Source organism: Paraburkholderia caledonica (assembly GCF_000383275.1).
GTDB lineage: Bacteria > Pseudomonadota > Gammaproteobacteria > Burkholderiales > Burkholderiaceae > Paraburkholderia > Paraburkholderia caledonica.
In genome coordinates this window covers 469,453-495,137 of the sequence record NZ_KB911035.1, presented here as the reverse complement: position 1 = coordinate 495,137, position 25,685 = coordinate 469,453, and the positions used below count along the sequence as shown (strand labels likewise).

At 63.2% G+C, this 25,685-nt stretch carries 24 protein-coding genes; 17 read left to right on the top strand and 7 right to left on the bottom strand.

Annotated features, from left to right (window positions below; translation table 11 throughout):
* Positions 1-270 precede the first annotated feature (270 nt).
* The 4 genes from H281_RS0108365 to H281_RS0108350 are packed head-to-tail and all read left to right on the top strand — an operon-like array spanning position 271 to position 3,610.
* The gene (locus H281_RS0108365) at positions 271-972 is read left to right on the top strand and encodes a CDP-alcohol phosphatidyltransferase family protein (RefSeq protein WP_027804410.1); all 702 of its coding nucleotides are present in this window, start codon (positions 271-273) and stop codon (positions 970-972) included.
* The gene (locus H281_RS0108360; protein WP_020066642.1) at positions 969-1,802 is read left to right on the top strand and encodes a HalD/BesD family halogenase; all 834 of its coding nucleotides are present in this window, start codon (positions 969-971) and stop codon (positions 1,800-1,802) included. The genes H281_RS0108365 and H281_RS0108360 overlap by 4 nt, the downstream gene beginning before the upstream one ends.
* A complete protein-coding gene (locus H281_RS0108355) occupies positions 1,799-2,818 on the top strand; it encodes a flippase-like domain-containing protein (protein WP_020066641.1) in 1,020 nt (339 codons plus the stop codon). Before H281_RS0108360 ends, H281_RS0108355 begins: the two co-directional genes overlap by 4 nt.
* 27 nt (positions 2,819-2,845) lie before the next feature.
* Positions 2,846-3,610 carry a phosphocholine cytidylyltransferase family protein gene (locus H281_RS0108350; protein WP_020066640.1) on the top strand — a complete coding sequence of 255 codons (765 nt, stop codon included), beginning with the start codon at positions 2,846-2,848 and terminating at the stop codon, positions 3,608-3,610.
* Between the two features lie 33 nt (positions 3,611-3,643).
* Here the strand turns inward: H281_RS0108350 and H281_RS36760 are convergent, their stop codons facing one another.
* Positions 3,644-3,835, bottom strand: coding sequence for a hypothetical protein (locus H281_RS36760; RefSeq protein ID WP_164701831.1), 192 nt, complete (start codon positions 3,833-3,835; stop codon positions 3,644-3,646).
* On the opposite strand from H281_RS36760, the gene H281_RS0108345 reads away from it, so the two are divergent.
* Both H281_RS0108345 and ggt read left to right on the top strand, forming a co-directional pair.
* Positions 3,777-5,180, top strand: coding sequence for an MFS transporter (locus H281_RS0108345; protein ID WP_020066639.1), 1,404 nt, complete (start codon positions 3,777-3,779; stop codon positions 5,178-5,180). The genes H281_RS36760 and H281_RS0108345 overlap by 59 nt on opposite strands.
* 145 nt (positions 5,181-5,325) lie before the next feature.
* Positions 5,326-7,059: a gamma-glutamyltransferase gene (ggt, locus tag H281_RS0108340; protein ID WP_020066638.1), complete on the top strand. Its 1,734-nt coding sequence runs from the start codon at positions 5,326-5,328 to the stop codon at positions 7,057-7,059.
* A 99-nt stretch (positions 7,060-7,158) separates the two neighbouring features.
* On the opposite strand, the gene H281_RS0108335 is transcribed toward ggt, so the two are convergent.
* On the bottom strand, positions 7,159-8,199 hold the full coding sequence (locus H281_RS0108335) for a S1C family serine protease (protein WP_020066637.1): 1,041 nt from the start codon (positions 8,197-8,199) through the stop codon (positions 7,159-7,161).
* A gap of 212 nt (positions 8,200-8,411) precedes the next feature.
* Here H281_RS0108335 and H281_RS0108330 point away from each other — a divergent pair, with 212 nt between their 5' ends.
* Together H281_RS0108330 and ppk2 are read left to right on the top strand one after the other, a co-directional pair.
* Positions 8,412-8,846, top strand: a complete 435-nt coding sequence (locus tag H281_RS0108330) for a VOC family protein (RefSeq protein WP_020066636.1) — start codon at positions 8,412-8,414, stop codon at positions 8,844-8,846.
* A 139-nt stretch (positions 8,847-8,985) separates the two neighbouring features.
* Positions 8,986-9,912, top strand: a complete 927-nt coding sequence (gene ppk2, locus H281_RS0108325; RefSeq protein WP_020066635.1) for a polyphosphate kinase 2 — start codon at positions 8,986-8,988, stop codon at positions 9,910-9,912.
* Positions 9,913-10,030: 118 nt separating this feature from the next.
* Here ppk2 and H281_RS0108320 read toward each other — a convergent pair whose 3' ends face one another.
* A complete protein-coding gene (locus H281_RS0108320) occupies positions 10,031-11,617 on the bottom strand; it encodes an inorganic phosphate transporter (RefSeq protein WP_020066634.1) in 1,587 nt (528 codons plus the stop codon).
* Between the two features lie 216 nt (positions 11,618-11,833).
* Between H281_RS0108320 and H281_RS0108315 the strand changes: the two genes are divergently transcribed.
* Positions 11,834-12,715 carry a CHAD domain-containing protein gene (locus H281_RS0108315; protein WP_020066633.1) on the top strand — a complete coding sequence of 294 codons (882 nt, stop codon included), beginning with the start codon at positions 11,834-11,836 and terminating at the stop codon, positions 12,713-12,715.
* A 102-nt stretch (positions 12,716-12,817) separates the two neighbouring features.
* Positions 12,818-14,377: a GGDEF domain-containing protein gene (locus tag H281_RS0108310; protein WP_027804408.1), complete on the top strand. Its 1,560-nt coding sequence runs from the start codon at positions 12,818-12,820 to the stop codon at positions 14,375-14,377.
* A 66-nt stretch (positions 14,378-14,443) separates the two neighbouring features.
* Here the strand turns inward: H281_RS0108310 and H281_RS0108305 are convergent, their stop codons facing one another.
* A complete protein-coding gene (locus H281_RS0108305; RefSeq protein WP_020066631.1) occupies positions 14,444-15,508 on the bottom strand; it encodes a VTT domain-containing protein in 1,065 nt (354 codons plus the stop codon).
* Between the two features lie 228 nt (positions 15,509-15,736).
* Here H281_RS0108305 and H281_RS0108300 point away from each other — a divergent pair, with 228 nt between their 5' ends.
* Positions 15,737-16,645: a DMT family transporter gene (locus H281_RS0108300; protein WP_020066630.1), complete on the top strand. Its 909-nt coding sequence runs from the start codon at positions 15,737-15,739 to the stop codon at positions 16,643-16,645.
* 39 nt (positions 16,646-16,684) lie between these two features.
* Here the strand turns inward: H281_RS0108300 and folE are convergent, their stop codons facing one another.
* Positions 16,685-17,323, bottom strand: coding sequence for a GTP cyclohydrolase I FolE (folE, locus tag H281_RS0108295; RefSeq protein WP_020066629.1), 639 nt, complete (start codon positions 17,321-17,323; stop codon positions 16,685-16,687).
* Between the two features lie 126 nt (positions 17,324-17,449).
* Positions 17,450-18,379, bottom strand: coding sequence for a LysR family transcriptional regulator (locus H281_RS0108290; protein WP_020066628.1), 930 nt, complete (start codon positions 18,377-18,379; stop codon positions 17,450-17,452).
* Positions 18,380-18,815: 436 nt separating this feature from the next.
* Here H281_RS0108290 and H281_RS0108285 point away from each other — a divergent pair, with 436 nt between their 5' ends.
* The 5 genes from H281_RS0108285 (at position 18,816) to pcaC (ending at position 22,868) form a co-directional block, all read left to right on the top strand.
* Positions 18,816-19,523, top strand: coding sequence for a 3-oxoacid CoA-transferase subunit A (locus tag H281_RS0108285; RefSeq protein ID WP_020066627.1), 708 nt, complete (start codon positions 18,816-18,818; stop codon positions 19,521-19,523).
* A 13-nt stretch (positions 19,524-19,536) separates the two neighbouring features.
* Positions 19,537-20,196, top strand: coding sequence for a 3-oxoacid CoA-transferase subunit B (locus H281_RS0108280; protein WP_020066626.1), 660 nt, complete (start codon positions 19,537-19,539; stop codon positions 20,194-20,196).
* Positions 20,197-20,302: 106 nt separating this feature from the next.
* Positions 20,303-21,682: a 3-carboxy-cis,cis-muconate cycloisomerase gene (locus tag H281_RS0108275; RefSeq protein ID WP_020066625.1), complete on the top strand. Its 1,380-nt coding sequence runs from the start codon at positions 20,303-20,305 to the stop codon at positions 21,680-21,682.
* Between the two features lie 5 nt (positions 21,683-21,687).
* The gene (gene pcaD, locus H281_RS0108270) at positions 21,688-22,479 is read left to right on the top strand and encodes a 3-oxoadipate enol-lactonase (RefSeq protein WP_020066624.1); all 792 of its coding nucleotides are present in this window, start codon (positions 21,688-21,690) and stop codon (positions 22,477-22,479) included.
* On the top strand, positions 22,476-22,868 hold the full coding sequence (gene pcaC, locus H281_RS0108265) for a 4-carboxymuconolactone decarboxylase (protein WP_020066623.1): 393 nt from the start codon (positions 22,476-22,478) through the stop codon (positions 22,866-22,868). Before pcaD ends, pcaC begins: the two co-directional genes overlap by 4 nt.
* A 59-nt stretch (positions 22,869-22,927) precedes the next feature.
* On the opposite strand, the gene H281_RS0108260 is transcribed toward pcaC, so the two are convergent.
* Positions 22,928-23,677 carry a TetR family transcriptional regulator gene (locus tag H281_RS0108260; protein ID WP_020066622.1) on the bottom strand — a complete coding sequence of 250 codons (750 nt, stop codon included), beginning with the start codon at positions 23,675-23,677 and terminating at the stop codon, positions 22,928-22,930.
* A 410-nt stretch (positions 23,678-24,087) separates the two neighbouring features.
* Between H281_RS0108260 and H281_RS0108255 the strand changes: the two genes are divergently transcribed.
* Complete coding sequence (locus tag H281_RS0108255) at positions 24,088-25,671, top strand: hypothetical protein (protein ID WP_020066621.1); 1,584 nt, start codon at positions 24,088-24,090, stop codon at positions 25,669-25,671.
* Positions 25,672-25,685: the final 14 nt, after the last annotated feature.

Below are 25,685 nucleotides of genomic sequence, written 5' to 3'. Positions count from 1 at the left end.
GGCGGCGAATTCGAGTACTGCGATGTGGTGCGCTGTAGTGCGTGCACAACGGGTCGCACGGATAAAAACAAATCCCGCGCAAAACGCGAAGACTGTCTGACATCGAGGCTATTCGCGGAGGCAGGCGCAACAGGATTCGCACTTTATCGCGATTCGGCAAATCCTGCTTCATGTATGGGCAGTCGGCAAACCGTTCGCGAGTCCGATCAGGCACAAAGAAACGAACGCGAAGAAAGCAATCTTTCTCGATCCCGTATATATTTCCGGGTTATGAATTCGCGACCCCAGACTCCAATTAATGTTCCGCCGCCCCGAACCTGGGACGCGCGGCTAGCCCGCCGGCTCGTGACACCGCTTGTTAATACGCGTGTCGCGCCCAATCATCTGACCACACTGCGTCTGCTGATCGGCGTCGCAGGCGCGCTGTGCCTCGCGCGCGGCGGTTTCGCGTGGTCCAATGCCGGCGCGGTTCTGATCGTTCTGTCCAACTTCGTCGACCATACCGATGGAGAGCTCGCGCGCATCAGCGGCAAGTCGAGCCGGATCGGTCATTTTTACGACCTCGCTTGCGATGCGCTCGTCACCGTCATGCTGTTTATCGGCATGGGTATGGGCATGAGCGCGTCGAATATCGGCGGGCTTACGGTTGCACCGGGTTGGCTCGGCGCGATTGCCGGCATTGCCGTCGCGCTGATTTTCTTCCTGCGCATGCGCATCGAGGAAATGGCCGGCAAGGCGGGCACGAAGCAGGCCGCCGTGGGCGGCTTCGAAACAGAAGACGTGTTGTACCTGCTGCCCATCGTCACGCTGACGAGCGTCGTGATGCCGTTCGTTGTGGCCGCCTCGATCGGCGCACCGCTCTTTGCCGTGTGGGTAATGATCGACTATTGGCGCGTCTCGCGCCGTACCGCGCAGCCGGCTGCAGCTGGCGCGGGTGCTTCTGAAACCCATCAAGTATTGGCTGGCAAATGAGTACACACGCCGAAGACGACGTGGCCGCATCGATTCATACAGAACATGCCGTGCCCGCGATGCAGGCGGCGCCCGCCGCGCCGGACGCCGACCGTGCGCTCGCGAGCCGCACGCGCACGTTCGACAATCCGCGCTTGCGCAAGGACTTCGCCGAGCAGGGCGCATTTCTCTATCTGGAAGATTTCCTCGCGCCGGAAGTCACTGCGCAACTGGTGCACAGCGCGCGTGCGCTGCTCGACGAGGTCAACCGCAACTACCTGCCGGGCCACAAGCAGGGCGGCAGCGTGAGCCGTCATACGATCGACCGTCTTGCGCCGTTCATCGCCGAACTGTATCGCTCGAAGGAACTGATCGGCTGGCTCGAACAGCTGAGCGGCGACAAGCTGCAAGTGTCGCCGGCGGACGATCCGCACGCGTACGCGCTGTATTACTACACGCGGCCAGGCGATCACATTGGCTGGCACTACGACACTTCGTACTATGACGGCCGCCGTTACACGCTTCTGCTTGGCGTAATCGACGAATCGTCCTGCCGTCTCGACTATGAATTGCACACGCGCAATCCGGATGTGCCGGATCAGCCCGGCTCGGTGCAGATTCCGCCTGGCGGCCTCGTGTTTTTCGACGGCGACAAGCTGCGTCATCGCATCACGCCGGCCGGCCCGAACGAGATGCGTGTGTCGCTCACTTTTGAATACGTCACCGATCCGAACATGCGTCCGTGGCGTCGTCTGATTTCCAACATGAAAGACGCCATTGCGTATTTCGGCTTCCGCCAGGTATTTCGTCAAATGACTCAGGCGAAACCTCGCGACAAGGACCGCGCATGAGTCGCGCAGCCCTGATTCTGCTGTCGATCGGGACGGCGCTGTTTGTCGGCCTGCTCGCGTGGCAGGGTTTCGGTTCGGTGGTGTCGACGCTGCTCGCCGCCGGTTGGGGGCTCGCGCTCGTCGCCGCGTTTCACGTGGTGCCGCTCGCGCTCGACGCCGGCGCGATCTCGGTGCTGTTGCCGCGCGGCCGGGACGGCGGGCGTCACCATCTGTCGGTACGTGACGCGCTGTTCGCGCGCTGGATCGGCGAATCTGTGAACAGTCTGCTGCCGGCCGGCCAGATCGGCGGGCCGGTGGTGATGGTGCGGCAGCTGTCGCAGCGCGGCATGCCGATGCGCGACGCGGCCGCGGCCATCACCGTGAGCACGACCGCCCAGGCACTCGCACAAATCATCTTCGCGCTCTTCGGGCTGCTGATGTTCGGCGCTTACGCGGCACATGGCGCGCTGCACGACCTGCAAACCGCCACGCTCATTGCAACGGCGGTGCTTGGCGGCATGATCGTCGGCTTTTATTATGCGCAACGGCGCGGGCTGTTCGGCCGGCTGCTCGGCGTGGCGTCGAAACTGTTCGGCAAACGCGACTGGTCCGGGCTGATGACACGCGCCGAAGCCGTCGACGCCGCCGTGCAGGCCATGTACCGCGAGCGGGCCCGCGTGGCCGCGAGCTTTGCGTTGAGTCTTGCTGGCTGGATCGTCGGTACCGTGGAAGTCTGGCTCGCGCTGCGTTTTCTCGGCCATCCGGTCGACTGGGTCGACGCCTTGCTGCTCGAAAGCGTCGGTCAGGCGATTCGTGGCGCGGCCTTCATGATTCCCGGCTCGCTCGGCGTGCAGGAAGGCGGCTACTTGCTGCTTGCGCCGCTGGTGGGTCTGCCGCCCGACGCGGCGCTCGCGTTGTCGCTGACCAAGCGCGCGCGCGAAATCCTGCTAGGCTTGCCGGGTCTGCTGGTCTTGCACTTCAGCGAACGAAGCTGGCAAAGGCGGCGCGCCCTTGGGCGCGTTCCCGCTGTCGATTAAACTCCGTATCTTTTCAAAGGACCGCGCATGCGTGCCATCATCCTCGCTGCGGGCCTCGGCCTGCGTCTCCAGCAACCGCCGGAAGCCCAGTTCCCGAAGTGCCTGTTGCAGTTCGACGGTATGAGCCTGCTCGAACGGCATCTGCAGATGCTCGAAACCGCCGGCGTAACAGAAGTCGTGCTGGCGCTCGGTTTCCAGCCCGAGTCGGTGCAGGCGGAACTGGCGCGCATCAACTGGCCGCACGAAGTGGAAACGGTGCTGAACACGCGTTACGACCTGGGCAGCGTGTTGACGGTGCACACGGTGGCCGAGGCGCTGACGCGCGGCGGCGACGTGCTGCTGATGGACGCCGACGTGCTGTACGACGAGCGCATCCTGAGCGCGCTGGTCGCAGGCGAGACGGTCAACCGTCTGCTGATCGACCGCGATTTCGAAGCCGGCGACGAGCCCGTGAAGCTGTGCCTGAAAGACGGCGTGCCGGTCGAGTTGCGCAAGCAGCTGGCGGTCAATCTTGAGTACGACACCATCGGCGAGTCGGTCGGCTTTTTCCGCTTCCGTCAGGAAACGGCCGAGCGCTTTGCGCAGATCGTGGCGGGCTATATCGACAGCGGCCGGGCGAATCTGCCGCACGAAGAAGCTGTGCGCGACCTGCTGCTGGAGCGCAGCCAGGTGTTCGACACGGCCGACGTCACCGGCGCGCCGTGGATCGAAATCGACTTCCCGAACGACGTCGCCCGTGCGACCACGGAGATCCTGCCGCAGTTGCAGCCGCTCGTCAGCGCGTCGCGTTGATATCCGCTTGACATCCGCTTGACCGCGAGACACTCAGCAAAAAGCCGGCTCAATGCCGGCTTTTTGTCGTTCAAGGGCTATCCAGCGCGCATCGCAACCTTCATTGCCGCTGCAATGCCATAATCGACGCTTTATATCGACGGCCTTGCCGACCGTCGCCCTGCCAATGCCTTTCGCTTTAGGCGCTTTCATTGTTCCGCTGATCGTCGCATGTGCGATGTTCATGGAAAACGTGGACGGCACGGTCATCGTGACGTCGCTGCCCGTTCTGGCGCGCGATCTCGGTCAGGACCCCATCACCCTCAAGCTGGCTGTCACCGCGTATGTGATCGGCCTCGGCGTCTTCATTCCGATCTGCGGCTGGGTTGCGGACCGCTTCGGTTCGCGCACGGTGTTTCGCACGGCCATCGGCATCTTCATGGCAGGCTCGCTGATGTGTGCGGCGTCCACCTCGCTCGGCATGTTCGTGGCCGCCCGCTTCGTGCAAGGCATTGGCGGCGCGATGATGGTGCCGGTGGGGCGCATCATCATCTTCCGTTCGGTGCCGAAATCCGACTTCATACGCGCGGTCAATTATCTGACGGTGCCCGCGCTGCTCGGGCCCGTGGTTGGGCCGCCGCTCGGCGGCTTCATCACCACGTATCTGCATTGGCGCCTGATCTTCTTCGTCAATATTCCGATTGGTCTGCTCGGCATCTGGCTTGCCAACAAGCACATCGCCAACGTGCGCGAAGCGCATCCAGGCAGGCTCGACTGGACCGGCTTCCTGTTGTCCGCGAGCGGCGCGTCGCTGTTCATGCTGGGGCTTTCGCTGGTGGGCGGCGAGCTGGTGCCGAACCTCGTATCGATCGGCATGTGTGCAGTGGGCGTCGTGTTGCTGGTGGGTTACGTGCTGTACGCGAATCGCGTGGAGTTGCCGGTGCTCGATCTGCGCCTTTTGCGTATTCCGAGTTTTCACGCAAGCGTGGCGGGCGGCTCGCTCTTTCGCATCGGTCTCGGCGCCGTGCCGTTCCTGTTGCCGCTTGCGTTGCAGGAAGGCCTCGGCATGACTCCGTTTCTGTCGGGTTCGATCACATGCGCGTCCGCGTTCGGCTCGATCTTCATGAAGGCGGCGACCTCGCGCATACTCGGACGCTTCGGCTTTCGCACCGTGCTGATGGTCAACGCTGGCTGCGCGGGCATTGCCATCGCGATATACGGACTGTTCTTTCCCGGCACGCCGCACTGGTTGATCTGGTGCGTCGTGCTGGTCGGCGGCTTCTTTCCGTCGCTGCAGTTCACGTCGTTGAACACGTTGGCCTACGCCGATATTCCGAGCCGCGACGTGGGCCGTGCGACCAGCGTCGCAAGCGTGATCCAGCAGCTTTCGCTTGGGCTGGGCGTGACGATCGCAGGGATCGTGCTGCAGATTTCGCACAACGTGCAGGGTCATTCGAGCATCGTGTTCTCGGACTTCTGGCCGGCCTTTGTCGTAGTCGGCCTGTTCTCATTCCTGTCCATTCCGGTCACGGCACGCTTGCCGCACGACGCCGGCGACGAAATCGCCCGTGGCCGCCGCGGCACGGCATAACGCGGACACGCGACTTACGGTTTTTGTGTGCCGCAGCAGTCTTCCTACGGGCTACCGCTGCTTCGCAAAGAGCCTGTTCACATGTTATAAGCCCCAAGGGAACGGAAGTTATCGTCTGGTGAAACAGTCGTCTTGGGGGATATCAATGAAGTTGTTCCGCAACGCCAAATCGTCTGCTAGCGGATTTGCGCTGGCTGCACTGCTGTCTGTTTCGGTCGGATTTCTCGAGGCCACGCCGGCAGTCGCGAAGCCGCCCGCGAAAGCCCAGCCGGCTGTCCTGACCGCGTCCGCGATCGCGGTTGCCGACGAGTACAGCGCCGACGCCGCCGAGCAGATCTTCAAGGAAGGCGGCAACGCCGTCGACGCCGCGGTCGCCATCGCCTTCACGCTTGCCGTGACTTATCCGGAAGCGGGCAACATCGGCGGCGGCGGTTTCATGACGCTATACGTGGGCGGTAAGCCGTACTTCCTCGACTATCGCGAGCGCGCGCCGCTCGCGGCGACGAAGAACATGTATCTGGACGACAAGGGCGAGGTCATCAAGGGCATGAGCCTGTACGGCTACCGTGCCGTGGGCGTGCCCGGTACCGTCGACGGCATGTGGCAGGCGCAGCGCCGCTTCGGCAAGCTGAAATGGAAACAGGTGCTCGCACCGGCCATCCACTATGCACGCGACGGCTTCACGGTCAGCGAGCAACTGCAGGAGCGTCGCGACGCGGCGGCGAAAGAATTCGCCGGCAAGACGAACTTCGACACCTACTTCGGCAACCTGAAGCAAGGCGTCAACTTCAAGCAACCCGATCTTGCCGCCGTTTTGCAGCGCATATCGGACCAGGGCGCGAAAGACTTCTACTCGGGCAAGACCGCCGACCTGATCGCTGAATCCATGCGCGGTCACGGCCTCATTACGAAGGCGGATCTGCAGCAGTACAAGGCCGTGTGGCGCCAGCCGATCCAGGCGGACTGGAAAGGCTACCGCGTGTACACCGCACCGCCTCCGAGCTCGGGCGGCATCGGCCTCGTGCAATTGTTGAAGATGAAGGCCGACCGCGAAGCCGACTTCAAGGACGTCCCGCTCAACTCGCCGCAATACATCCATCTGATCGCGGAAATTGAAAAGCGCGTGTTCGCCGACCGCGCGCAGTATCTCGGTGACCCCGACTTCTACAAGGTGCCCGTCGCGCAATTGACCGACGACGCGTACCTCGCGAAGCGCGCCTCTGAGGTCAACCCGGAAACCCCGTCCGACACCAAGAGCGTGCAGCCCGGACTCGGCACGTCGATGCCGGAGAAAGCGGAAACCACGCATTTCTCGGTGGTCGACAAGTGGGGTAACGCAGTGTCCAACACCTACACGGTGAACGGTTACTTCGGTTCGGGCGTGGTCGCGGATCGCACGGGCATCGTGCTGAACGACGAGATGGACGACTTCTCCGCGAAGCCGGGCGTGGCCAACATGTTCGGCGTGGTGGGCAGCGACGCGAATTCGATCGAGCCCAAAAAGCGCCCGCTGTCGTCCATGAGCCCGACGATTCTCACGAAAGACGGCAAAGTCTCGCTCGTCATCGGCACGCCGGGCGGCTCGCGCATCTTCACGTCGATCTTCCAGGTGATCAACAACATCTACGACTTCAACATGCCCTTGCCGGCAGCGGTCGGCGCGATGCGTTTCCATCACCAGTTGTTGCCGCCGAATACGATTTTCTGGGAGCCGTACCAGCCGATCGACGGCGAACTCGCCAAGCAGGTCGAAGCAAAGGGCTATACGCTGAAGGCCCAGAACTTCAACGGTGACATTCAGGCCATCAAGATCAATGACGACACGCCGGAGCCCGCAGCCGACCCTCGCGGCCGTGGCGTCACGCGGATCATTCAGTAAGCGTTATTCAAATGGTGTGGACGGCGTGTCGATCGCGATGCGCCGTTCACGAACACAAGACCTCGCGCTCGAAAGAGCCCGAGGTTTTTTTACGCGCGATCAGCTTGCCTGTTCCACCGGTGTCAGCGTCAGTTCGAGCCGTTGCGCGCCCCGCAGCACCGTCACGTTGACGGGCTTGTCGATCCGCGACGCGTCGAGTGTGCGTTGCAGCGCATCCACGTCCTGCACCGGCAGCGAGTCGATTGCGACGATGGTGTCGTCGGTGCGCAGACCGCCCGCCGCGGCAGGGCTGCCTTTCACGATTTCCATCACATGCACGGCGCTTTGCGCGCTCAAACCAAAGTAGCGCTGTACGCGGCGCGATATCGGCGTCGTCGTGCCTGCCACGCCGATATACGCTCGCCGCACGCGGCCATGCGCGAAAATCTGCATGATGACCCACTTCGCCGTGTCGATCGCGGTGGCGAAGCAGATGGCCTGCGCGCCGGGAATGATCGCGGTGTTCACGCCGATCACCTGGCCTGCCGAATTGATGAGCGGGCCGCCGGAATTGCCGGGATTGAGCGCGGCGTCGGTCTGGATCACGTCGTAAATCATGCGGCCGGAATTGGAGCGCAGCGAGCGGCCGAGCGCCGATACGACACCCGTCGTCACCGTTTGCGCGAGGCCGAGCGGATTGCCGACCGCAATGGCGATCTGCCCGACGCGCAGCTTCGACGAGTCGCCGAGTTCCACATGCGGCAATGGCTCGGGCGAGCCGATTCGCAGCACGGCCAGATCGCTGCCGGGGTCGTCGCCGACCAGATCGGCGTCGAACCTGGAGCCGTCGGCGAGCGTGACCTGGATGTGCGTCGCGCCATGCACGACGTGGCTATTGGTCAGCAAGTAGCCGTCGGGCGTGAAGATGAAGCCTGAGCCCGTGCCGCCGCGCGCGCCGCGGTCGCGCATGGCGGCGCCCGCCAGCCGGCGTTCGACGGAAATGAAGGCGACGGCCTGCTGCACGCGTTCCAGCGCGCCAATGACGGTGCGCGAATAGGCGTCGAGCAGGGCGTCGTCGGATAGAGAATTGAGGTGGTTTGGCCCGGGGGCGTCGGATGCGGCGCGCGACAGGTCATCGATGAAGCGTGGACGGCTTCCCATGGCGATGCTCCGGATAAACGGAATTGCAGATGCGGGGCGCGGCTGAGCTTTTCAAGTGCGAATCCGGCTGCGCCCGCCTGGCTCTCCTGGGCAGAGATCGACCGGAATCTGGCGTGGGCGGCCATCGCCGACGTCGAGCGAGCTTTCGGCGTGTGAGACACTGTGATGCCACCGCGAGCCGTCCGCGACCGCACGCCAAGGAGACCGCCGTCATGAACCTGCCCGCTCATCCATCCGGCGAGACCGATGCTTCGGCTTCGTCAGCTTCATCGTCCGGGGCCGAACCGGCCGAACCGCGGATCGAGTCGCTCAGCGCTATCACGCTCGCCACCGGCGACATGCGCGAAGCGGTGCGCTTCTACGAAGCCCTCGGTTTCCCACTTAAATTCGGCGGCGGGCAAGCCGAATTTACGTCGTTCGCGTTTGGCGGCACGTATCTGAACCTGATCGCCGATTCGCGTGCGCCGGTCAACTGGTGGGGCCGCGTGATCGTCTATGTGTCGGACGTCGATGCGATCTATCGCAAGGCGCTGGCCGCCGGATTCAAGCCCTCGCTCGAGCCCGCCGATGCGCCGTGGGGCGAGCGCTATTTTCACATCTCCGATCCGGACGGCCACGAGCTCAGCTTCGCAAAACCGTTGCGCTAGCGGGCGGCGTCGGCGTGAAACTCGCTATCATTAACAGGCCGCGGTAACACGGCTGACACCGGACGCACCGATAATCGGGCGCGCCCGCGTCGCTTTTGCCGCCGCGCGCCTGATCATTTTCGTCGCCAGGAGAGCCGCAATGAAAGAGCAGGATCCGAGACCTGAAGCTGAGTTGCTCGTGGAGCGGCAACGCCGTTTCGAGGAAGACCTCATCGACGCGTACGACGAGGAACTCGAGATGGAGGTCGACGACCGCATCCTCGACGGTGCGGAGAGCTTCACGCTTGAGCACCGCGAAGCACGCAAGATGTATTTTCGCGAACTGTTCCGCTTGCAGGGCGAACTGGTCAAGTTGCAGGACTGGATCGTGCAGACGGGGCATCGTCTCGTGGTGATTTTCGAAGGGCGCGATGCTGCGGGCAAGGGTGGCGCGATCAAGCGCATCACGCAGCGGCTCAATCCGCGCGTATGCCGCGTTGCGGCATTGCCCGCACCGAATAACCGCGAGCGCACGCAATGGTATTTCCAGCGCTACGTGTCGCAGCTGCCCGCCGGCGGCGAGATGGTGCTGTTCGATCGCAGCTGGTACAACCGCGCGGGCGTCGAGCGCGTAATGAATTTTTGCACCGACGAAGAATACGAAGAGTTCTTTCGCTCGGTGCCCGAGTTCGAGAAGATGCTCGTGCGCAGCGGCGTGCAGATCGTCAAATACTGGTTCTCCATCACCGACGAAGAGCAGGAAATCCGCTTCCAGAACCGCATCCACGATCCGCTGAAGCAGTGGAAGCTCAGCCCAATGGACCTGGAAAGCCGGCGTCGCTGGGAGGCTTATACGCTCGCGAAAGAGGTGATGCTGCAACGCTCGCATATTCCCGAGGCGCCGTGGTGGGTCGTGCAGGCAGTGGACAAGAAGCGGGCGCGCCTGAACTGCATTCACCATCTGCTGAGCCAGGTGCCGTATCACGAGATCGAGCATCCGCGTGTCGAATTGCCGGCGCGTGTTTATCACGACGAGTACAGCCGTCAGCCCGTGCCGGCTTCGATGATCGTGCCCGAGGTGTATTGAGCGGTTCGACCGGGCCGATATCTGAAGTAGAAGAAACGAAAAAGCGCGGCATATGCCGCGCTTTTTTCGTTATGCCGGTCCATGCATGCAGATGCATGAACGACCGCGAACGGACTGCTTAAAACACGGCGCGGAAAACCCAGTACAAGCCGGCCGCGAGCGCGATAGAGGCGGGCAGGGTCAGCACCCACGCGAGCACGAGGCTGCGCACGGTCGCCCATTGCAAGCCCGAGCCGTTGGCTGCCATTGTGCCGGCCACGCCCGAAGACAGCACGTGAGTCGTGGACACGGGCAGGCCGTACATGTCGGCCGCGCCGATCGTCATCATCGCAACCAGTTCGGCCGACGCGCCCTGTCCATACGTCAGGTGTTGCTTGCCGATTTTTTCGCCGACGGTCACCACGATCCGCTTCCATCCGACCATCGTGCCCAAGCCCAGCGCGATAGCCACAGCGACCTTCACCCACGTCGGGATGAACTTCGTGGCGTGATCGGTTTGCCCCTTGAAGTTGTTGATCGCCTTGGCGTCTTCCGGCGCAAAGGCGGGTTGCTTCGCCTTGTCCATCAGCCGAATCGCCTCCGACGCCACGTACATGTTGTTGCGCACGTTGTCGACGATGCCTTGCGGAACAGCCGCCATCGAACCGGATGTGCCGACCTGGTGCGCGATGATATCCGTGAGTTGCTTCAAGGCGGGCACCGTCGCGGGCGTCAGTTGATGCGTGCGTACGTACGCTTCGACGTCGGCGCGCGGATTGGCGGAAGGCGGCGCGCCGTTCGTGTAGCGCGCGAGAGCGCCCGACGTTTGCTCCGCGACCGCGACAAACGTCTGCGTCTGAGCTGGCGTAACGGCCTTGTTCAGCGCATACGCCGTCGGCACCGTGCCGATCAGGATCAACATGATGAGGCCCATGCCTTTCTGGCCGTCGTTCGAACCGTGCGCAAACGAAACGCCGGTGCAGGTGAGGATCAGCAGACTGCGAATCCAGAACGGCGGCGGCTCCTTGCCCTTCGGTTCGGCATACAGCGCGGGTATGCGCACGACGGCTTTCAGGATCATTAGCAGCAGTCCGGCTGCGACAAAACCGATGAGCGGCGAGAACAGCAACGACTTGCCCACGCCAAGCGCCTGGGTCCAGTCCACGCCACTCGTGCCGTTCACGCCGTGCATCAACTGATTCATCAGGCCGACGCCTATGATCGAGCCGATCAGCGTATGCGAGCTCGACGACGGCAAGCCGAAATACCAGGTCCCGAGGTTCCAGATGATTGCCGCGATCAACAGCGCGAACACCATCGCAAAGCCCGCGCTGCTGCCCACTTGCAGGATCAGCTCGACCGGCAGCAGTTGGAGGATGCCGAACGCGACCGCGCCGCTCGAGGTCAGCACGCCCAGGAAATTCCACGCGCCGGACCACACGACCGCGAGATTCGGTGCAAGCGAATGCGTGTAGATGACGGTGGCCACGGCGTTCGCGGTGTCGTGAAAGCCGTTGACGAATTCGAATCCAAGTGCGATCAGCAGGGCGACGCCGAGCAGCAGATACGGCAGGATGGAACCCTCTCGCACGGGTTGGAGATCGCCCGCGAGCTGCACACCGCAATAGCCCACGCCGGCTACGATTACGGCGAGGAAGATCACGAGACCGAGATTGCGCCCCTTGCCACTGGCCGCGCTGGGTTGCGGGTACGAAAGTTCCGGCATGAGGTGTGCCCTTGGAGGAATGTCGGTGAATTGCCGATCCTGCGGGGCATATGTGTCTGTACGATGACATCTGCATCGGCGGACGCATATGAGCGGGCATCCACCGACATTTGGCGGGCGGCGCCTTGCCTCACGGCCCGAAGCCAGCTCTGCATAGCGCACAGGAATCGTTTTTGCTACGCTGAGGATGCGGGTCCACCTTTCGGGGGAAATTCGATGACGCGCGACAGTCGCAAGGAAAGCCGCAAGGCGGACGAAGGCGCGTCGGTCGCCGATCCGGTCGTGCACGAGCCCACGGCGCACGCGGCGTTCGCGTCGTATGCGGCCCCGCTCGTGAACGACGCGATAGCGTTCGCGACCGCAGTACGCGAAGATCCATCGCCGGAAGCGCTGCACAAGCTGAGGGTTTCGCTCCGCCGCTTGCGGTCGTTGTGGTGGGCCTTCGCGCCGCTCCTCGAGAAGGGCGAAAACACGCGGCAACGCGCGCTGTACAAGTATCTGGCCACTGCAGCCGGAAAAACCCGCGACTGGGACATCCTGATCGAACTGCTCGGCCAGGAAGATAGCGGTGCACGCAGCCTCGCGCCGAAGCTGGAGCAGGCGCGCGGCGATGCGCTTGCGACGAGCCGCGAAACGCTGTCGAACGCGGACGTCAAGCATCTGCTGCGCGAGGCGTTGACGAGCGCATCGACGGAAATCAACACGACGCACGAACGCGTTCCGCTGAGCAAGTTCGCGGGCAAACGGGTGGCAGCGTCGGAGCGTTCGTTGTTCAAGCGCGCGAGGCGCGCGCGCCGCGCGAAACCTTCTAATTACGCCGCTTTTCACGACGTCAGGAAAGCCGGCAAGAAGCTTCGCTATCTGCTCGAATTTTTTCAGCCGGTATTGAGCGGCAGCCACAAGCGCACGCTCAAGCGGCTCAAGCAGGTACAAAAACGTTTCGGAACGCTAAACGATATTGTCGCGAGCGAAATGTTGCTGCGCGACAATGCGGCCTTGTTTGCCGGATCGGGCGACACCGACGCCGTGCTGCAGTGGTTGCACAAGGAGCGCAAACGCCGCATGCGTTCGGCGGCAGGACTGTTGCGCAAGCTATAGCGCGAACGCGGCCTGACACGCGGCAGGCAATGCACCCGCGCATAATTTCGAATGGCGGCCCGCACGCTCATGCGGCCCGCCTGCAATGGAGGCAACGCGCAGGTGGCAAATCGAGCGCATTTGCAGGGGCGACGCTGGCGCAGGACCTTCCGGCATGGAGCAGGCAGCGTCGCGCGTTATGTGGGCAATCGTCCGGTATTGGCGGGTGTGGCCGGTACGCTGGTCGCGGTGGCGATGGCGGCGCTCACGTTGCTGACGCTCCTTAGCGGCCGCACTGACGCGCTCGACCATGCGCGCGAAACGTCGCAGAACCTTGTGTCGATCATTTCCAGCGATCTGGAGAGGAACGTCGAAATCTATAACCTCTCGTTGCAGGCAATGGCCGATGGCGCGCAGCGTCACCTGGGCGCCGGGCTGCCTCCCGACGCGCAGCGAGCAGTGCTGTTCGACCGTGCTACGACGGCCGCGTATCTCGGCGGCGCGTATATCCTGGGCCCGCAGGGCGAGGTGATCGCTTCGCAAAGCGGCGACGTCAACCGGGACGCCCGCTTTACTGACCGCGACTATTTCATGGTCCATCGGCGCAACGCGGCCGCGGGTCTTTATCTGTCGCATCCGTTCCGCTCGCGCTTGCGCGATGGCAAGTTGTCGATCGGGCTCACCCGGCGGGTCAACGACGCCAATGGCAACTTTGCCGGCGTGGCGTTGCTTGCGATTCGCATCGAGTACTTTCAACGCCTGCTCGAACGAATCAACATAGGCAAGCAGGGCTCGGTATTCATCGCGATGGACGACGGCACGCTCATCGCTCGCAAGCCGTACTCGCCGCAAGATATCGGCGCGAGCATTGCAAGGTCCCCGAGCTTCGTCCGCATGGCCGCGCACAACGCCGGTTCCTATGTTGCGCCGTCCGCGGTCGACGGTGTCGAGCGCATGTTTACCTACGCGCACGTGCCGGGCACCTCGCTGATTGCGGTTGTTGCGCCCGCCGTCGACGACGTGCTGGCGCCGTGGCGTCGTCGCGCGACGATTAGCGGCGCATTGACGCTCGCGTTCGGCGCAGTCTTCGTGGCGGTGTCCTGGCTGCTGGCGTTTGCGCTGCGCGGCAAGTTGCGCGCGCAGGCTGCGCTGACGCGCCTCGCCGCTACAGATCCGCTAACCGGGCTTAGCAACCGCCGTGTGCTCGACAACCGGCTCGACGAAGAGTGGCGTCGCGCGCGGCGCACGGGCCAGCCGCTGTCGGCACTCTTTATCGACATCGATCATTTCAAGCACTTCAACGACACACACGGGCATGCAAGCGGCGATGAGGCACTGAGCGCGGTGGCCGAATGCATATCGACCGCGGTGCGCCGTTCAGTCGACGTGGTCGCGCGCTATGGCGGTGAGGAGTTTGCCGTGATACTGCCGGACACATCGGCCGACGGAGCACTCACGGTCGCCGAAAAGATTCGCCGAAGAGTACAGGCGCAAGACATTCTGCAAGGCGGCGACGACACAGTGGCGGTCACGGTGAGCGTCGGTTGCGCGACCTGTGTGCCCGCGCAAGGCGCAAACGCATTCGACCTGCTCGCGGCGGCCGACCGGCAGCTTTACGTGGCAAAAGCGGCGGGCCGCAATCGCGTCTCTGCCGCGCAGTCGCCCATGCGTTCGATGACTTAGCACTCGCCGCTATTGACTAGCTTCAGGCACACGAGGCGAGGTTAACCTGAACGGCGCAGCCGGCACTCATGCGCTTGCGCGGCTTCGCGGCGCGAAGCCGCGCAGTGTGACGGCGTTTCGTGCATCTCCATGTAGTCCGCCGCGCAATCCGCCGACTGACTGCGCTGGCCGGCTTGCGCCCTTCTCGTCGGCCAGCAGCAGGCCCACCGGGAAGCCGCGCCGCTGCCATGCATCCAGCCCTCCGCGAAGCGCACGAATTCGCGTATAGCCGTAGTTGCGCATCCGCACACTGATCTCGGCGGCCGTCGCGCTGTCCGGACACACGCAGTAAATCACCATGTCGTAAGCGCGCAGCGCGAAATCGATCTGTTCGGGCGAGTGCGGGTCGAGTGCGAACGCGCCCGGAATCGGCGACTCTGCGTCGGGCGCCGCGCCCGGCGGACGTGCGTCGAGCACCTTGGGTGTCGGCTTGCGGGCCGCCGCGCGGCTCGACGCTTGCGATTGCGCGCCGCCATCGGCAAGCGCCGATTGCCGGCGTGCCCGCCGCTGCAGAAAAAGGCGATAGGCGAGATACAGCAACGCGGCGCCCAGCAGCAAATCGATCACGGTGCCGCCTTGCGCTTTGACGAACTCGAACAGCATGTGCAGTTGCCGTTCCGCTGCCGCGCCGCCGAGCAGCCAGAAAGCGGCCCACGCCATTGCGCCAGTCAGGTCCCAGATCGCATAGATGCGGGCATCGACGGCCGTGGTGCCCATCAGCGGGGGCGTAATCAGCGCGAGGCCAGGGACGAACTTCGAGATCGACACCAGCGGCACGCCGAAGCGCTCGAACATCGAGCGCGCCTGTTCGACCCGGGCATCGAGAGCGGGCAGCAGTTGACCGAGTACGCCGATCAGCCTGCGGCCGTAGAGGCGGCCGGCCGTGAACCACAGGCCGTCGCCGATCAACGCGCCGAGCACTGCGGCGCATAGCACCGGCCAGAACGACAGCGTGCCCGCCGCGATCGCGGAGCCGGCAAACAGCAACACGGGGACAGCGGGAATCGGCACGCCGAGTCGCGTCAACAGCACGTTGCCGAAGACGACCGCGCCGCCCCAAGTGGATACCGCCGACGACGGAAACTCTACCAATTGAGCGGCTCCTGGGTTCTTGTTGGGAAGTTGAAAGCGCGCCTATTGTTGCCTGGCTCGACTGCCGATGCAAAGACCGTTCCCGTCGCGCTGTGGCTTCTCCCGTCGATCAGGATACTCGATCGATCTCCCGCAGGGCCACTGCGCGACCCGCTGCAATTTCGTTCAAGACCGCCTGCCGACGCATGTCTAAGCTGCGTGCTCGTCCCTTTGCCTCGGAGATGCAGGATGAACTCACGGTACATCGGTTATATGTGCTGCGCGCTGGCGATGGTCGGCGTCGGCAGCACGGTGGTGGTGAGCAAGTCGATCGCGGCGGGATTGCCGCCGTTTAGCGCAACCGCGCTGCGCTTCGCAATCGCATTCCCGTTGTTTGTGCTGATCATGCGCTGGCGCGGCGTTCGCTGGCCGCGTCTGGACCGGTGCGACGCCGCGCTCGTGGTCGCGCAGGCCGCGGCGGGCAGCGTCGGCTATACGGTGTTGCTCATCAGCGGGATGAAACTCGCCTCCGCCGGCGATGCGGGCGTGATCGCGGGCACGTTGCCCGCGGTGTCGGCGATAGTCGCGATGCTGGCGCTGGGCGAGCGGCCGTCGCCTTCGCTGCTCGGTGCGGTCTGTCTTGCCACTGCGGGCGTGCTTGCTTGCACCGTGCATCCCGGCGAAAGCGTTGCGTCCCATCCGGGCGGTTCTTCTATCGTGGGCAACGCGCTGGTGTTCGCGGCGATTGTCTGCGAGGCGCTCTTCATCCTGCTCAATCGCAAGCTGCGCACGCCGGTTGCGCCGCTGCCGTTGTCGGCGTTGATGTGCGGCACCGGCTTCGCAGTATCGATCGTGCCCGCGTACTTTGAAAGACCCTGGAGCTTGCCGCTCGACGCCGGCGCTCTGAGCGGCGTGCTGTATTACGCGCTCGTGCCGACCGTGGCCGGTTTCGTTCTCTGGTATGAAGGCGCCGCGCGCGTGAGCGGCGCGGAGGCCGGCTTGACGACCGCGCTCGTGCCGGTCAGTGCATTGGCTTTGGCCGCGCTGCTATTGCACGAGCCGGTTAGCGCGGCGCAACTCGCGGGCGTTGCCTGTGTGCTCGGCGCCGTGATGCTCGCGACATTCGGGCAACCGCGCAGCACGCGCAAGGCGGCGTGAGCCACGCGTGGTGCTGCGCGTTCGGCTGGAAACGTGCTCTTACGTGTTGGGCACCGCGACAGCGCCGGGATTGCCGACGATCGCCAGGAACTCGCGGCGCGTGGACGGGTCCGTGCGGAACGTGCCGAGCATGCGCGACGTGACCATTGTCACGCCGGCTTTGTGCACGCCGCGCGTCGACATGCACTGATGCGCGGCTTCGAGAATGACGCCGACGCCCGCCGGTTGCAGTACGTCGTTCAACGTATCGGCGATCTGCACGGTCATCTTTTCCTGGATCTGCAGGCGCTTCGCGAATGCGTCGACGAGACGAGCGAGCTTTGAAATGCCGACGACCCGGTGCTGCGGCAGATACGCGACATGCGCGCGCCCGATGATCGGCACCATGTGATGTTCGCAATAGCTTTCGAAGCGGATGTCCTTCAGCACGATCATCTCGTCGTAGCCGTCCACCTCGGAAAACGTGCGAGCGAGGATTTCGCGCGGATCGACCTGATACCCCGCATAGAACTCTTCGTAAGAGCGCACGACGCGCGCCGGTGTGTCGAGCAGGCCCTCGCGCTGCGGATCGTCGCCGGCCCAACGCAGCAGCACGCGCACGGCTGCTTCTGCTTCTTCACGGCTCGGACGGCCGTTCGTGGCCGCCGGTGTGGTTTGTTCTGTCTTGCTGCTGGTCATCCGTCGCTCCTCCGGGATCGCGCGTCGGGCCAGGATGGAGCGCGCGGGTTCATGATTGGGGTCATTGTTCCATGTTTTAGGCCGGATCGTGCCGATGCCCCTTCCGACGTCGCGGGGCTGACGGTTTCATTTCGGCCACTCGTCCATTGCGTCGTTGAAGAGCTGCGCGACCACGCCGCGCAGCCAGCTTCCGCGCGGATCGTTATGAAACTTGCGATGCCAGTGCTGCCGCAAATCGAAACGCGGCAGCGGCAGAGGCGGCTCGACGAGCGTGATCGACGCATGTTCCGACACATACGCGAAGCCGATCGCATGCGGCACGGTCGCGATCAGATCCGTGCGCGCGAGGATGAACGGCAGGCTCATGAAGTGGGGCGTCTCCAGCACCGCCCGTCGCTTGATGCGTTTTTTCACCAGATATTGTTCGAGGACTTCCTGGCTGCGTCCTTCGGCGCGCACCACCGCGTGCCCCGACGCGACGAATTGCGCGAGCGTGAGCGGCGCCTTTGAAAGCGGATGACCGGCGCGCATCAGGCAAATGAAGCGGTGCGTGAAGAGCCGCTGCTGGAAAAAGTTATTACCCGACAGGTCCGGAAAGTAGCCGACCGCCAGATCGACGTCGCCCGATTCGAGCCCGCGTTCGACGTGCGCCGGCGACAGCGATACGGAACGCAGGTTCGCATGCGGCGCGCGCTCGGCAAAGAGTTGCAAAAGCCGGGGCAAAAAGACGATCTCACCGACGTCGGAAAGTGCGATCGAGAACGTATGCGTGCTCGTGTCCGGGTCGAACTCCTGCGCGTCGAGCATGCCTTTCTCGATCCGCAGAAGCGCGTCGCGCGCGGCTGGGAGAATGGCGAGCGCGCGAGGCGTGGGCTCCATACCTTTGGAAGTGCGCACGAACAGCGGGTCGTCGAAATACTCGCGCAGCCGCCCGAGCGCTGTGCTCACGCGCGGCTGGCTCACACCGAGTTGCTCGGCCGCACGGCTGACGTTGCGGGTGTCCTCCATTGCGACGAGGTACGGGATCAGATTCAGATCGAGGTTGTTGTCCGACATGCTTTTCGGCCAGCGGCCTTGTGTGCTATTCGATATATGGATAAAGGGTAGCCGAATAATTGGCATGCGGGATAGTGGGATTTTCTTTGCTCGCCGAGCAGGAAGAGTGCGAGCGAGGCCAACAGGCGCGCACCTCGGACGTCGGCAACCTATGATTAAGGGAAAGTCCGTGCCTTGACAATGCAGTTAAAGCGCAACCATAATCGCCAAATCGTTCGCTAAACGAATCACTGTTCACTGTGCGAACAAACCGAGCGAGCTGGCAGATGATTCGTCGCACACAGAATCGCCGCGCGGACTCAATGGAACCAGGCGGCGGAGAACGGGCGAAAGCAGCCCCAAGGTTTGCACGGCCCGCATCTGTCTGGAGACCGCCCGCGTAGGCAGCCGTCACGGCGATGCCCGGCGTGCGTAGCGCCTCACAAGGAAATTCGACATGATCAACAAGATTTTCGAGTCACTTCAGTCGGCGGTCGCCGACGTCCACGACGGCGCGACTGTCATGATCGGCGGCTTCGGCACGGCCGGCATGCCGTCGGAGCTGATCGACGCGCTGATCGAGCAAGGCGCGCGCGAACTCACCATCGTCAACAACAACGCGGGTAACGGCGACATTGGCCTTGCAGCGTTGCTCAAGGCGAAGCGTGTCCGCAAAATCATCTGCTCATTTCCGCGCCAGACGGATTCGTATGTGTTCGACGCGCTGTATCGCGCCGGCGAAATCGAACTCGAACTCGTGCCGCAGGGCAATCTGGCCGAGCGCATCCGCGCAGCGGGCGCGGGCATCGGCGGATTTTTCACGCCGACCGGCTACGGCACGAAGCTCGCTGAAGGCAAGGAAACGCGTCTGATCGACGGCAGGCACTATGTGCTCGAGTCGCCGCTGCATGCGGATTTCGCGCTTATCAAGGCGTATAAGGGCGACCGCTGGGGCAACCTCGTTTATCGTAAGACAGCTCGCAACTTCGGGCCGATCATGGCAAGTGCGGCGAAAACTGCGATCGTGCAGGTGTCGGAAGTCGTGCCGCTCGGCGCGCTCGATCCGGAAAACATCGTGACGCCGGGCATTTTCGTGCAACGCGTGATCGAAGTGCCGCAAGCGGCACATGCTCCGCTGCCCAATCCCCGCGACGCTGCCGCCTGAACCGGAGACCGACATGAAGAAACTGACCCGCGATGAAATGGCCAAGCGCGTTGCACTGGATATTCCGGAAGGCGCGTATGTGAACCTCGGTATCGGCGTGCCGACGCTGGTGGCGAACCACCTCGCAGCCGACAAGGAAATCTTCCTGCACAGCGAAAACGGCCTGCTCGGCATGGGCCCCGCGCCCGCGAAGGGCGAGGAAGACGACGAACTGATCAACGCCGGCAAGCAGCATGTCACGCTGCTGACGGGCGGCGCGTTTTTCCACCACGCCGATTCGTTTGCGATGATGCGCGGCGGCCACCTCGACTTTTGCGTGCTCGGCGCGTTCCAGGTGTCGGCGAAGGGCGACCTTGCGAACTGGCACACGGGCGCACCGGACGCGATTCCTGCTGTCGGCGGCGCGATGGATCTCGCCATCGGCGCGAAACAGGTCTACGTGATGATGGAGCACCTGACCAAGCAGGGCGAAAGCAAGATCGCCGCTGAATGTACGTACCCGGTGACGGGCGTCGGTTGCGTCGATCGCATTTACACGGACCTGGCCATGATTGACGTCACCGACCAGGGCCTCGTGGTACGCGAGATTTTCTCGGATATCGACTTCGACGCGCTGCTCAAACTCACGGGTGTGCCGCTGATCGACGGTACGCAGGACGCGCGCGCCGCGTAAGCGTGGCGTGGCGTGGGGGCGCGCGGCGGCACGCATGCTGCCGTGCGCCCCGCGTTTCGCCGAGCAGTGCTACATTCAATAAAATCATCCGGCCATCCACGTCATCATGCTCGACTCCAGCGGTCGCCTCACCGGCCTTCTTTGCGGCACGCAGCCGATGAACGACATCTGGTCGCCGCGTGCCACGCTGCAACGCATGCTCGACGTAGAAGCGGCGCTCGCGCGGGCTTCGGCAGCGCACCATGTGATTCCTGAAACGGCGGTGCCGGCAATCGAAGCAGCCTGCCACGCCGATCAACTCGACGCCGACGCGCTAGCGCGCGACGCGGCGCTCGGCGGCAACCTCGCGATTCCTCTCGTCAAGCAACTCACCGCACGCGTGAAAGCGGCTGACGCCGAAGCGTCGAAATACGTGCATTGGGGTGCGACGAGCCAGGACATCATCGACACCGCAACGGTGCTGCAACTACGCGAGACCTTCAATCTACTCGACAGCGGCTTGCAAGCCACTTGCGACGCAATCGCGAAACTTGCGGCCACCCATCGCGCGACGCCGATGATCGGCCGCACATGGTTGCAGCAGGCGTTGCCGATCACGCTCGGCCTGAAATTCGCGCAATGGCTCGATGCGTTGTTGCGTCACCGCGAGCGGCTCGATGCGCTGCGTGCGCGCGCGCTCGTGCTGCAATTCGGTGGCGCGGCCGGCACGCTGGCGAGCCTTCGCGATGCTGCGCCGCAAGTCACCCAAGCGCTCGCGCAAGAACTCGGCCTCACGGTGCCCACATTGCCGTGGCATACGCAGCGCGACCGGATCGCGGAGAGCGCATCGTTCTTCGGCATGTTGATCGGCACGCTCGGAAAGATCGCGCGCGACATCTCGCTGCAAATGCAAACCGAGATCGACGAACTCGCCGAGCCTGCCGCTTCGGGCAAAGGCGGATCGTCGACGATGCCGCACAAGCGCAATCCGGTTGGCTGCGCAGCAGTTCTCACCGCGGCCACGCGTGCGCCCGGACTCGTCGCCACGGTATTCGCGGGCATGGTGCAGGAACACGAGCGCGCGCTCGGCGGCTGGCAGGCCGAATGGGACGCGCTCCCCGATCTTGCACGGCTTGCTGGCGGCGCGCTCGCCAACATCGAACAGATCGCGACTGGACTCAACGTGAACGTGCCGCGCCTGGCCGCGAATCTCGACGTCACGCACGGGCTGATTCTCGGCGAAGCGGTCATGCTCGCGCTCGGCGACAGCATCGGCCGCATGGACGCGCATCATCTCGTGGAGCGCGCGTCGAAAGCCGCGATTCGCGACGGCCAGACGCTTTTTGATGTGCTGTCCGCGGACGCGGCCGTGACCCAGCATCTTTCGGTCGAGCGCCTGAAACAACTGCTCGACCCCGCTCAATACGTCGGCCAGGCGCACGCATATGTGGACGCCGCGCTGGCACTTCATACCGCGCGTTCAGAGCGCGCCCCTTCGAAGGAGTAACCGGCATGCCTTACGCCGCAGTCAACGGCACGGAGCTTCACTATCGGATCGACGGCGACCGTCACGGCAATGCACCGTGGATCGTGCTGTCGAATTCGCTCGGCAGCGACCTGTCCATGTGGACGCCGCAAGTCGCGGCGCTGTCGAAGCACTTCCGCGTGTTGCGCTACGACACGCGCGGTCACGGCCATTCCGAAGCGCCGAAAGGTCCGTACACGATCGAACAACTGAGTGGCGACGTACTGGGCCTGATGGACACGCTCAAGATCGCGCGCGCGAATTTTTGCGGCGTGTCGATGGGCGGGCTGACAGGCGTCGCGCTGGCCGCTCGTCATGCGAATCGTTTTGAGCGCGTCGTGCTCGCGAATACGGCGGCGCGAATCGGCTCGCCGGAAGTGTGGGTGCCGCGCGCCGCGCGGGCGCGCACGGAGGGCATGCTGGCGCTGTCGGACGCGGTGTTGCCGCGCTGGTTCACCGCCGATTACATCGAGCGGGAGCCGGTGGTGCTCGCCATGATTCGCGACGTATTCGTGCACACGGACAAGGAAGGTTATGCATCGAATTGCGATGCGATCGACGCCACCGATCTTCGCCCCGAAACGCACGGCATCAAGCTGCCGGTGCTTGTGATCAGCGGCACGCACGACGTCGCGGCGACGCCTGCGCAAGGACGCGAACTCGCGCAGGCGATTCCAGGCGCGCGTTACGTCGAGCTGGACGCGTCGCATATTTCGAACATCGAGAAGGCCGATGCTTTCACGAAGACAGTCATCGACTTTTTGACGGAGCCCAAATGAACGACGAAGACCGATACGAAGCAGGAATGGGCGTGCGCCGTGCAGTGTTGGGCGATGCGCACGTGGACCGCTCGCTCGCGAATCGCACCGAGTTGACTGAAGAGTTTCAGAACTTCATTACGCGTTATGCGTGGGGCGAAATCTGGACGCGCGATGGCTTGCCGCGGCACACGCGCAGCCTGCTGACCATTGCAATGATGGTTGCGTTGAATCGCAGCGAAGAACTTGCGCTGCATTTGCGCGCGGCGAAAAACAATGGCGTGACGCGAGAACAGATCAAAGAGGTATTGTTGCAAACCGCGATTTATTGCGGTGTGCCGGCGGCCAACTCCGCGTTTCATCTCGCCGACAAACTGTTCCGCGAGGACGACGCCGCAGCGAAGCAGTGAGTTGGCTGGCTGCAGTCATGCTTTAACGCTACGACGCGCGCCCGATACCGCGCGCGTTTTTACATGGCGCGCCGTGCGGGCTCGGTTTCGCGACGTGCATTGGCATCGACGTCAGTCCCGGCATCTGCATTCGGGCGTGCCTGAGCTACCGAGTCGATCCGGACAGCGCGCAATACGGTGTCCTTGATAACTTCGCGCCAATGCGCGAGCGCCGCTTTGTCCATTAGCGACTCGCCGAGAAACGCGCCCAACGTGTACTGGTTCGCGTTATAGAAATAGCCGAGCGATGCGATCAGCAGATACACGTCGCGCGCCTCTACGTCGGCGCGGAAAACGCGCTGTGCCTTGCCTGCATCCAACAGCTTTTGCACCACGGAGATCGCATAGCCCGAGATCTCCTTCAGCTTCGAAGACTTCTTGGCGTGCTTGCCTTGATGCAGATTTTCGCTCGACAGCAGCGTAACGAACTCGGGGTGGTCGAGGTAGTACTGCCAGACGAACTCGACCATCTGTTCGAGGCCGTGCACCGGATCGTCCAGGTCGAGATCGAGCTTGCTCTCCGCTTCGTTGAACTGCGTGTAGATCGTTTCCAGTACTTCGATAAACAACTGTTCCTTGCTGCCGAAGTAGTAGTAAATCATTCGGTCGTGCGAGCGCGCAGCCTTCGAAATACTTTCCACGCGCCCGCTTGCATAGCCTTGCTTCGCGAAGACCTTGATTGCCGCTTTCAGTATCTTGGCGCGCGTGTCTTGCGCCTGTTTCGCACGGATGCCGGTGGCTCCCGGTTTGCGAGCGGCAGTGGAACTCATGGCGGTCCAATATCTCTTTTGACGTCGTTAAACGGTTTGCACCTTGCGACTTGCGTCTGCTGTTCGCCAGGGCAGATACCCGTCCTCATCATACAGCGGGCCTTGCATAGTGCGAGTGCTGCCGGGTGTTATGAATGCTGCGAGTACCACTGCTTCGGCGCAAACTGGAAGATCGATCCAACGCGCGCTCTTTAAATGCCGCGTTGCACCATCCGCATACGCACGGGAAACACATTGCGCAGTCTATTTTGATCGAGTAGATTTGCAAGAACTTTGGTGTAGCGGATACTACACGAACGGTAAGTGACCGCAACATGAAATTCGCGAGTCACACGAAACGTCCCTTGAAACAAGGACTATTCGTCAACCGGGCAGGACCGATTGTAATGTCGTCGTATGGGAACCCCACCATGACAGAACATACGAAGGTCGATTTCGGTGCGGAGCGCGTGGACGGCGAAACCGCCTCGACGCCCGGCCCCACCGTGCTCGAGAAGGCGGCGCCGCGCAGCGAGCGAATGGCGTCGAACAAGATCGAATGCAATGCCTGTCCGGTGCTGTGTCAGATATCGGAAGGCCGCACCGGTGCATGCGATCGCTATGCGAATGCAAGCGGACGGCTCATTCGCGTCGACCCGGTGGTGTTTCTTTCCCGCGCAAACGAAGCGGACTCCACGGTCGAATTCGGTGCATCGTCAGATGCTCAAAATGATCCCGCCGAACAGGCGCTTTTCGTGACCGGTGTCGGCGCATCGTCCACTTACCCCGACTACAAACCCGCGCCTTTTATCGTTGCCTCGAAGCGCGACGACGTCGACATGATCACGGTCGTCACCGAAGGCATTTTCAGCTATTGCAGCTTCAAGGTAAAAATCGACACTGACCGTTTTCTCGGTCCAGAGCAGGCGAATGTGCGCTGTCAGGGTGAGATCGTCGGGCATGTGACGACGGCCGAATACGGCTCGCAAATGTTGAGTCTCGGCGGCGTGCATCATCTGACCGGCGGCAGCAAGAAAGAAGGCCGCGTGACTTGCGACATGATGCTCGCTCTCGGCAATAAACAGGCGGTGGAGTTGAGCATAGACGGCGGCGCGAGCCTCGCGATCCGCGCCGGTGCCGCGCCGGTTGTCGACGGTGTCGAAGAGCGGCGCATGCGCGTGGGTTGCGGGTCGGCGACTATCGGCATCTTCGCTAAACAATGGTTCGGACACGCGGACGAAGTCGTCGTGGTCGACGATCACATCACCGGCGTGCTGACCGAACATCAGGCGGGGCGCTGCCTCGGTATGACACGCTCGGGCATCAGGATTCGCGGACGCAAGTCGACGCCCGGCCGCTACTTTCAGGTGGCGAATCCCGGCATTGGCTGGGGCGGCACCGACATTCAGAACCCGCTTGCGATTATCGAAGGCTTCGATCCTGCAGTTGCGAAACCCGGCATGCGCCTGCTGATGGTGTCGACCACCGGCGAACACGCGCAGTGGTATGAACTCGATCAGGATCTCGTTCCGCGCGTGGCCGAGATGCCCGATGCGGTGCGCAGAACAGTGGAGCGGATCGGCGAAAACTGCGAGCCGTCGCTTGCAACGGTGCTGTTTCTCGGCGGCGCGGGCGGCAGTCTGCGCGCGGGTGCGACCGAGAACCCTGTTTTGCTCACGCGCGCGATCAAGCAGAAGCTCGTCAACGTGACATGCGGCGGCGCGCCGGCTTATGTGTGGCCAGGCGGCGGCATTACCGTGATGGTCGACGTATCTCGCATGCCTGACCGGTCGTTCGGTACTGTACCGACGCCTGCGATTGTCGCGCCGATCGAATTCACCATGACGTACGACGCCTATCGCGATCTCGGCGGCCATCTGGATGCAGTGCGTTCATTGGAAAACGTGTTGGCCAACGGTCCGGAGCATACGGAAGGCGCACCGCTTGCGCGCCGCATGGTGGCCGCCAATCCGGACAACCCGTGGCCACCCGTCATGCCGCCAATGCTCGGCTAACCGGACTGTCACGA

Coding starts and splice junctions, on each gene's coding strand:
- H281_RS0108275 (WP_020066625.1), top strand. CDS start 20,303: ATGCTCGACTCCAGCGGTCGCCTCACCGGCCTTCTTTGCGGCACGCAG.
- H281_RS0108260 (WP_020066622.1), bottom strand. CDS start 23,677: ATGAGTTCCACTGCCGCTCGCAAACCGGGAGCCACCGGCATCCGTGCG.
- H281_RS0108365 (WP_027804410.1), top strand. CDS start 271: ATGAATTCGCGACCCCAGACTCCAATTAATGTTCCGCCGCCCCGAACC.
- H281_RS0108335 (WP_020066637.1), bottom strand. CDS start 8,199: ATGGGAAGCCGTCCACGCTTCATCGATGACCTGTCGCGCGCCGCATCC.
- H281_RS0108300 (WP_020066630.1), top strand. CDS start 15,737: ATGAACTCACGGTACATCGGTTATATGTGCTGCGCGCTGGCGATGGTC.
- H281_RS0108360 (WP_020066642.1), top strand. CDS start 969: ATGAGTACACACGCCGAAGACGACGTGGCCGCATCGATTCATACAGAA.
- pcaC (WP_020066623.1), top strand. CDS start 22,476: ATGAACGACGAAGACCGATACGAAGCAGGAATGGGCGTGCGCCGTGCA.
- pcaD (WP_020066624.1), top strand. CDS start 21,688: ATGCCTTACGCCGCAGTCAACGGCACGGAGCTTCACTATCGGATCGAC.
- H281_RS0108350 (WP_020066640.1), top strand. CDS start 2,846: ATGCGTGCCATCATCCTCGCTGCGGGCCTCGGCCTGCGTCTCCAGCAA.
- H281_RS36760 (WP_164701831.1), bottom strand. CDS start 3,835: ATGAACATCGCACATGCGACGATCAGCGGAACAATGAAAGCGCCTAAA.
- ggt (WP_020066638.1), top strand. CDS start 5,326: ATGAAGTTGTTCCGCAACGCCAAATCGTCTGCTAGCGGATTTGCGCTG.
- H281_RS0108285 (WP_020066627.1), top strand. CDS start 18,816: ATGATCAACAAGATTTTCGAGTCACTTCAGTCGGCGGTCGCCGACGTC.
- H281_RS0108255 (WP_020066621.1), top strand. CDS start 24,088: ATGACAGAACATACGAAGGTCGATTTCGGTGCGGAGCGCGTGGACGGC.
- H281_RS0108355 (WP_020066641.1), top strand. CDS start 1,799: ATGAGTCGCGCAGCCCTGATTCTGCTGTCGATCGGGACGGCGCTGTTT.
- H281_RS0108290 (WP_020066628.1), bottom strand. CDS start 18,379: ATGTCGGACAACAACCTCGATCTGAATCTGATCCCGTACCTCGTCGCA.
- ppk2 (WP_020066635.1), top strand. CDS start 8,986: ATGAAAGAGCAGGATCCGAGACCTGAAGCTGAGTTGCTCGTGGAGCGG.
- H281_RS0108345 (WP_020066639.1), top strand. CDS start 3,777: ATGCCTTTCGCTTTAGGCGCTTTCATTGTTCCGCTGATCGTCGCATGT.
- folE (WP_020066629.1), bottom strand. CDS start 17,323: ATGACCAGCAGCAAGACAGAACAAACCACACCGGCGGCCACGAACGGC.
- H281_RS0108315 (WP_020066633.1), top strand. CDS start 11,834: ATGACGCGCGACAGTCGCAAGGAAAGCCGCAAGGCGGACGAAGGCGCG.
- H281_RS0108330 (WP_020066636.1), top strand. CDS start 8,412: ATGAACCTGCCCGCTCATCCATCCGGCGAGACCGATGCTTCGGCTTCG.
- H281_RS0108320 (WP_020066634.1), bottom strand. CDS start 11,617: ATGCCGGAACTTTCGTACCCGCAACCCAGCGCGGCCAGTGGCAAGGGG.
- H281_RS0108280 (WP_020066626.1), top strand. CDS start 19,537: ATGAAGAAACTGACCCGCGATGAAATGGCCAAGCGCGTTGCACTGGAT.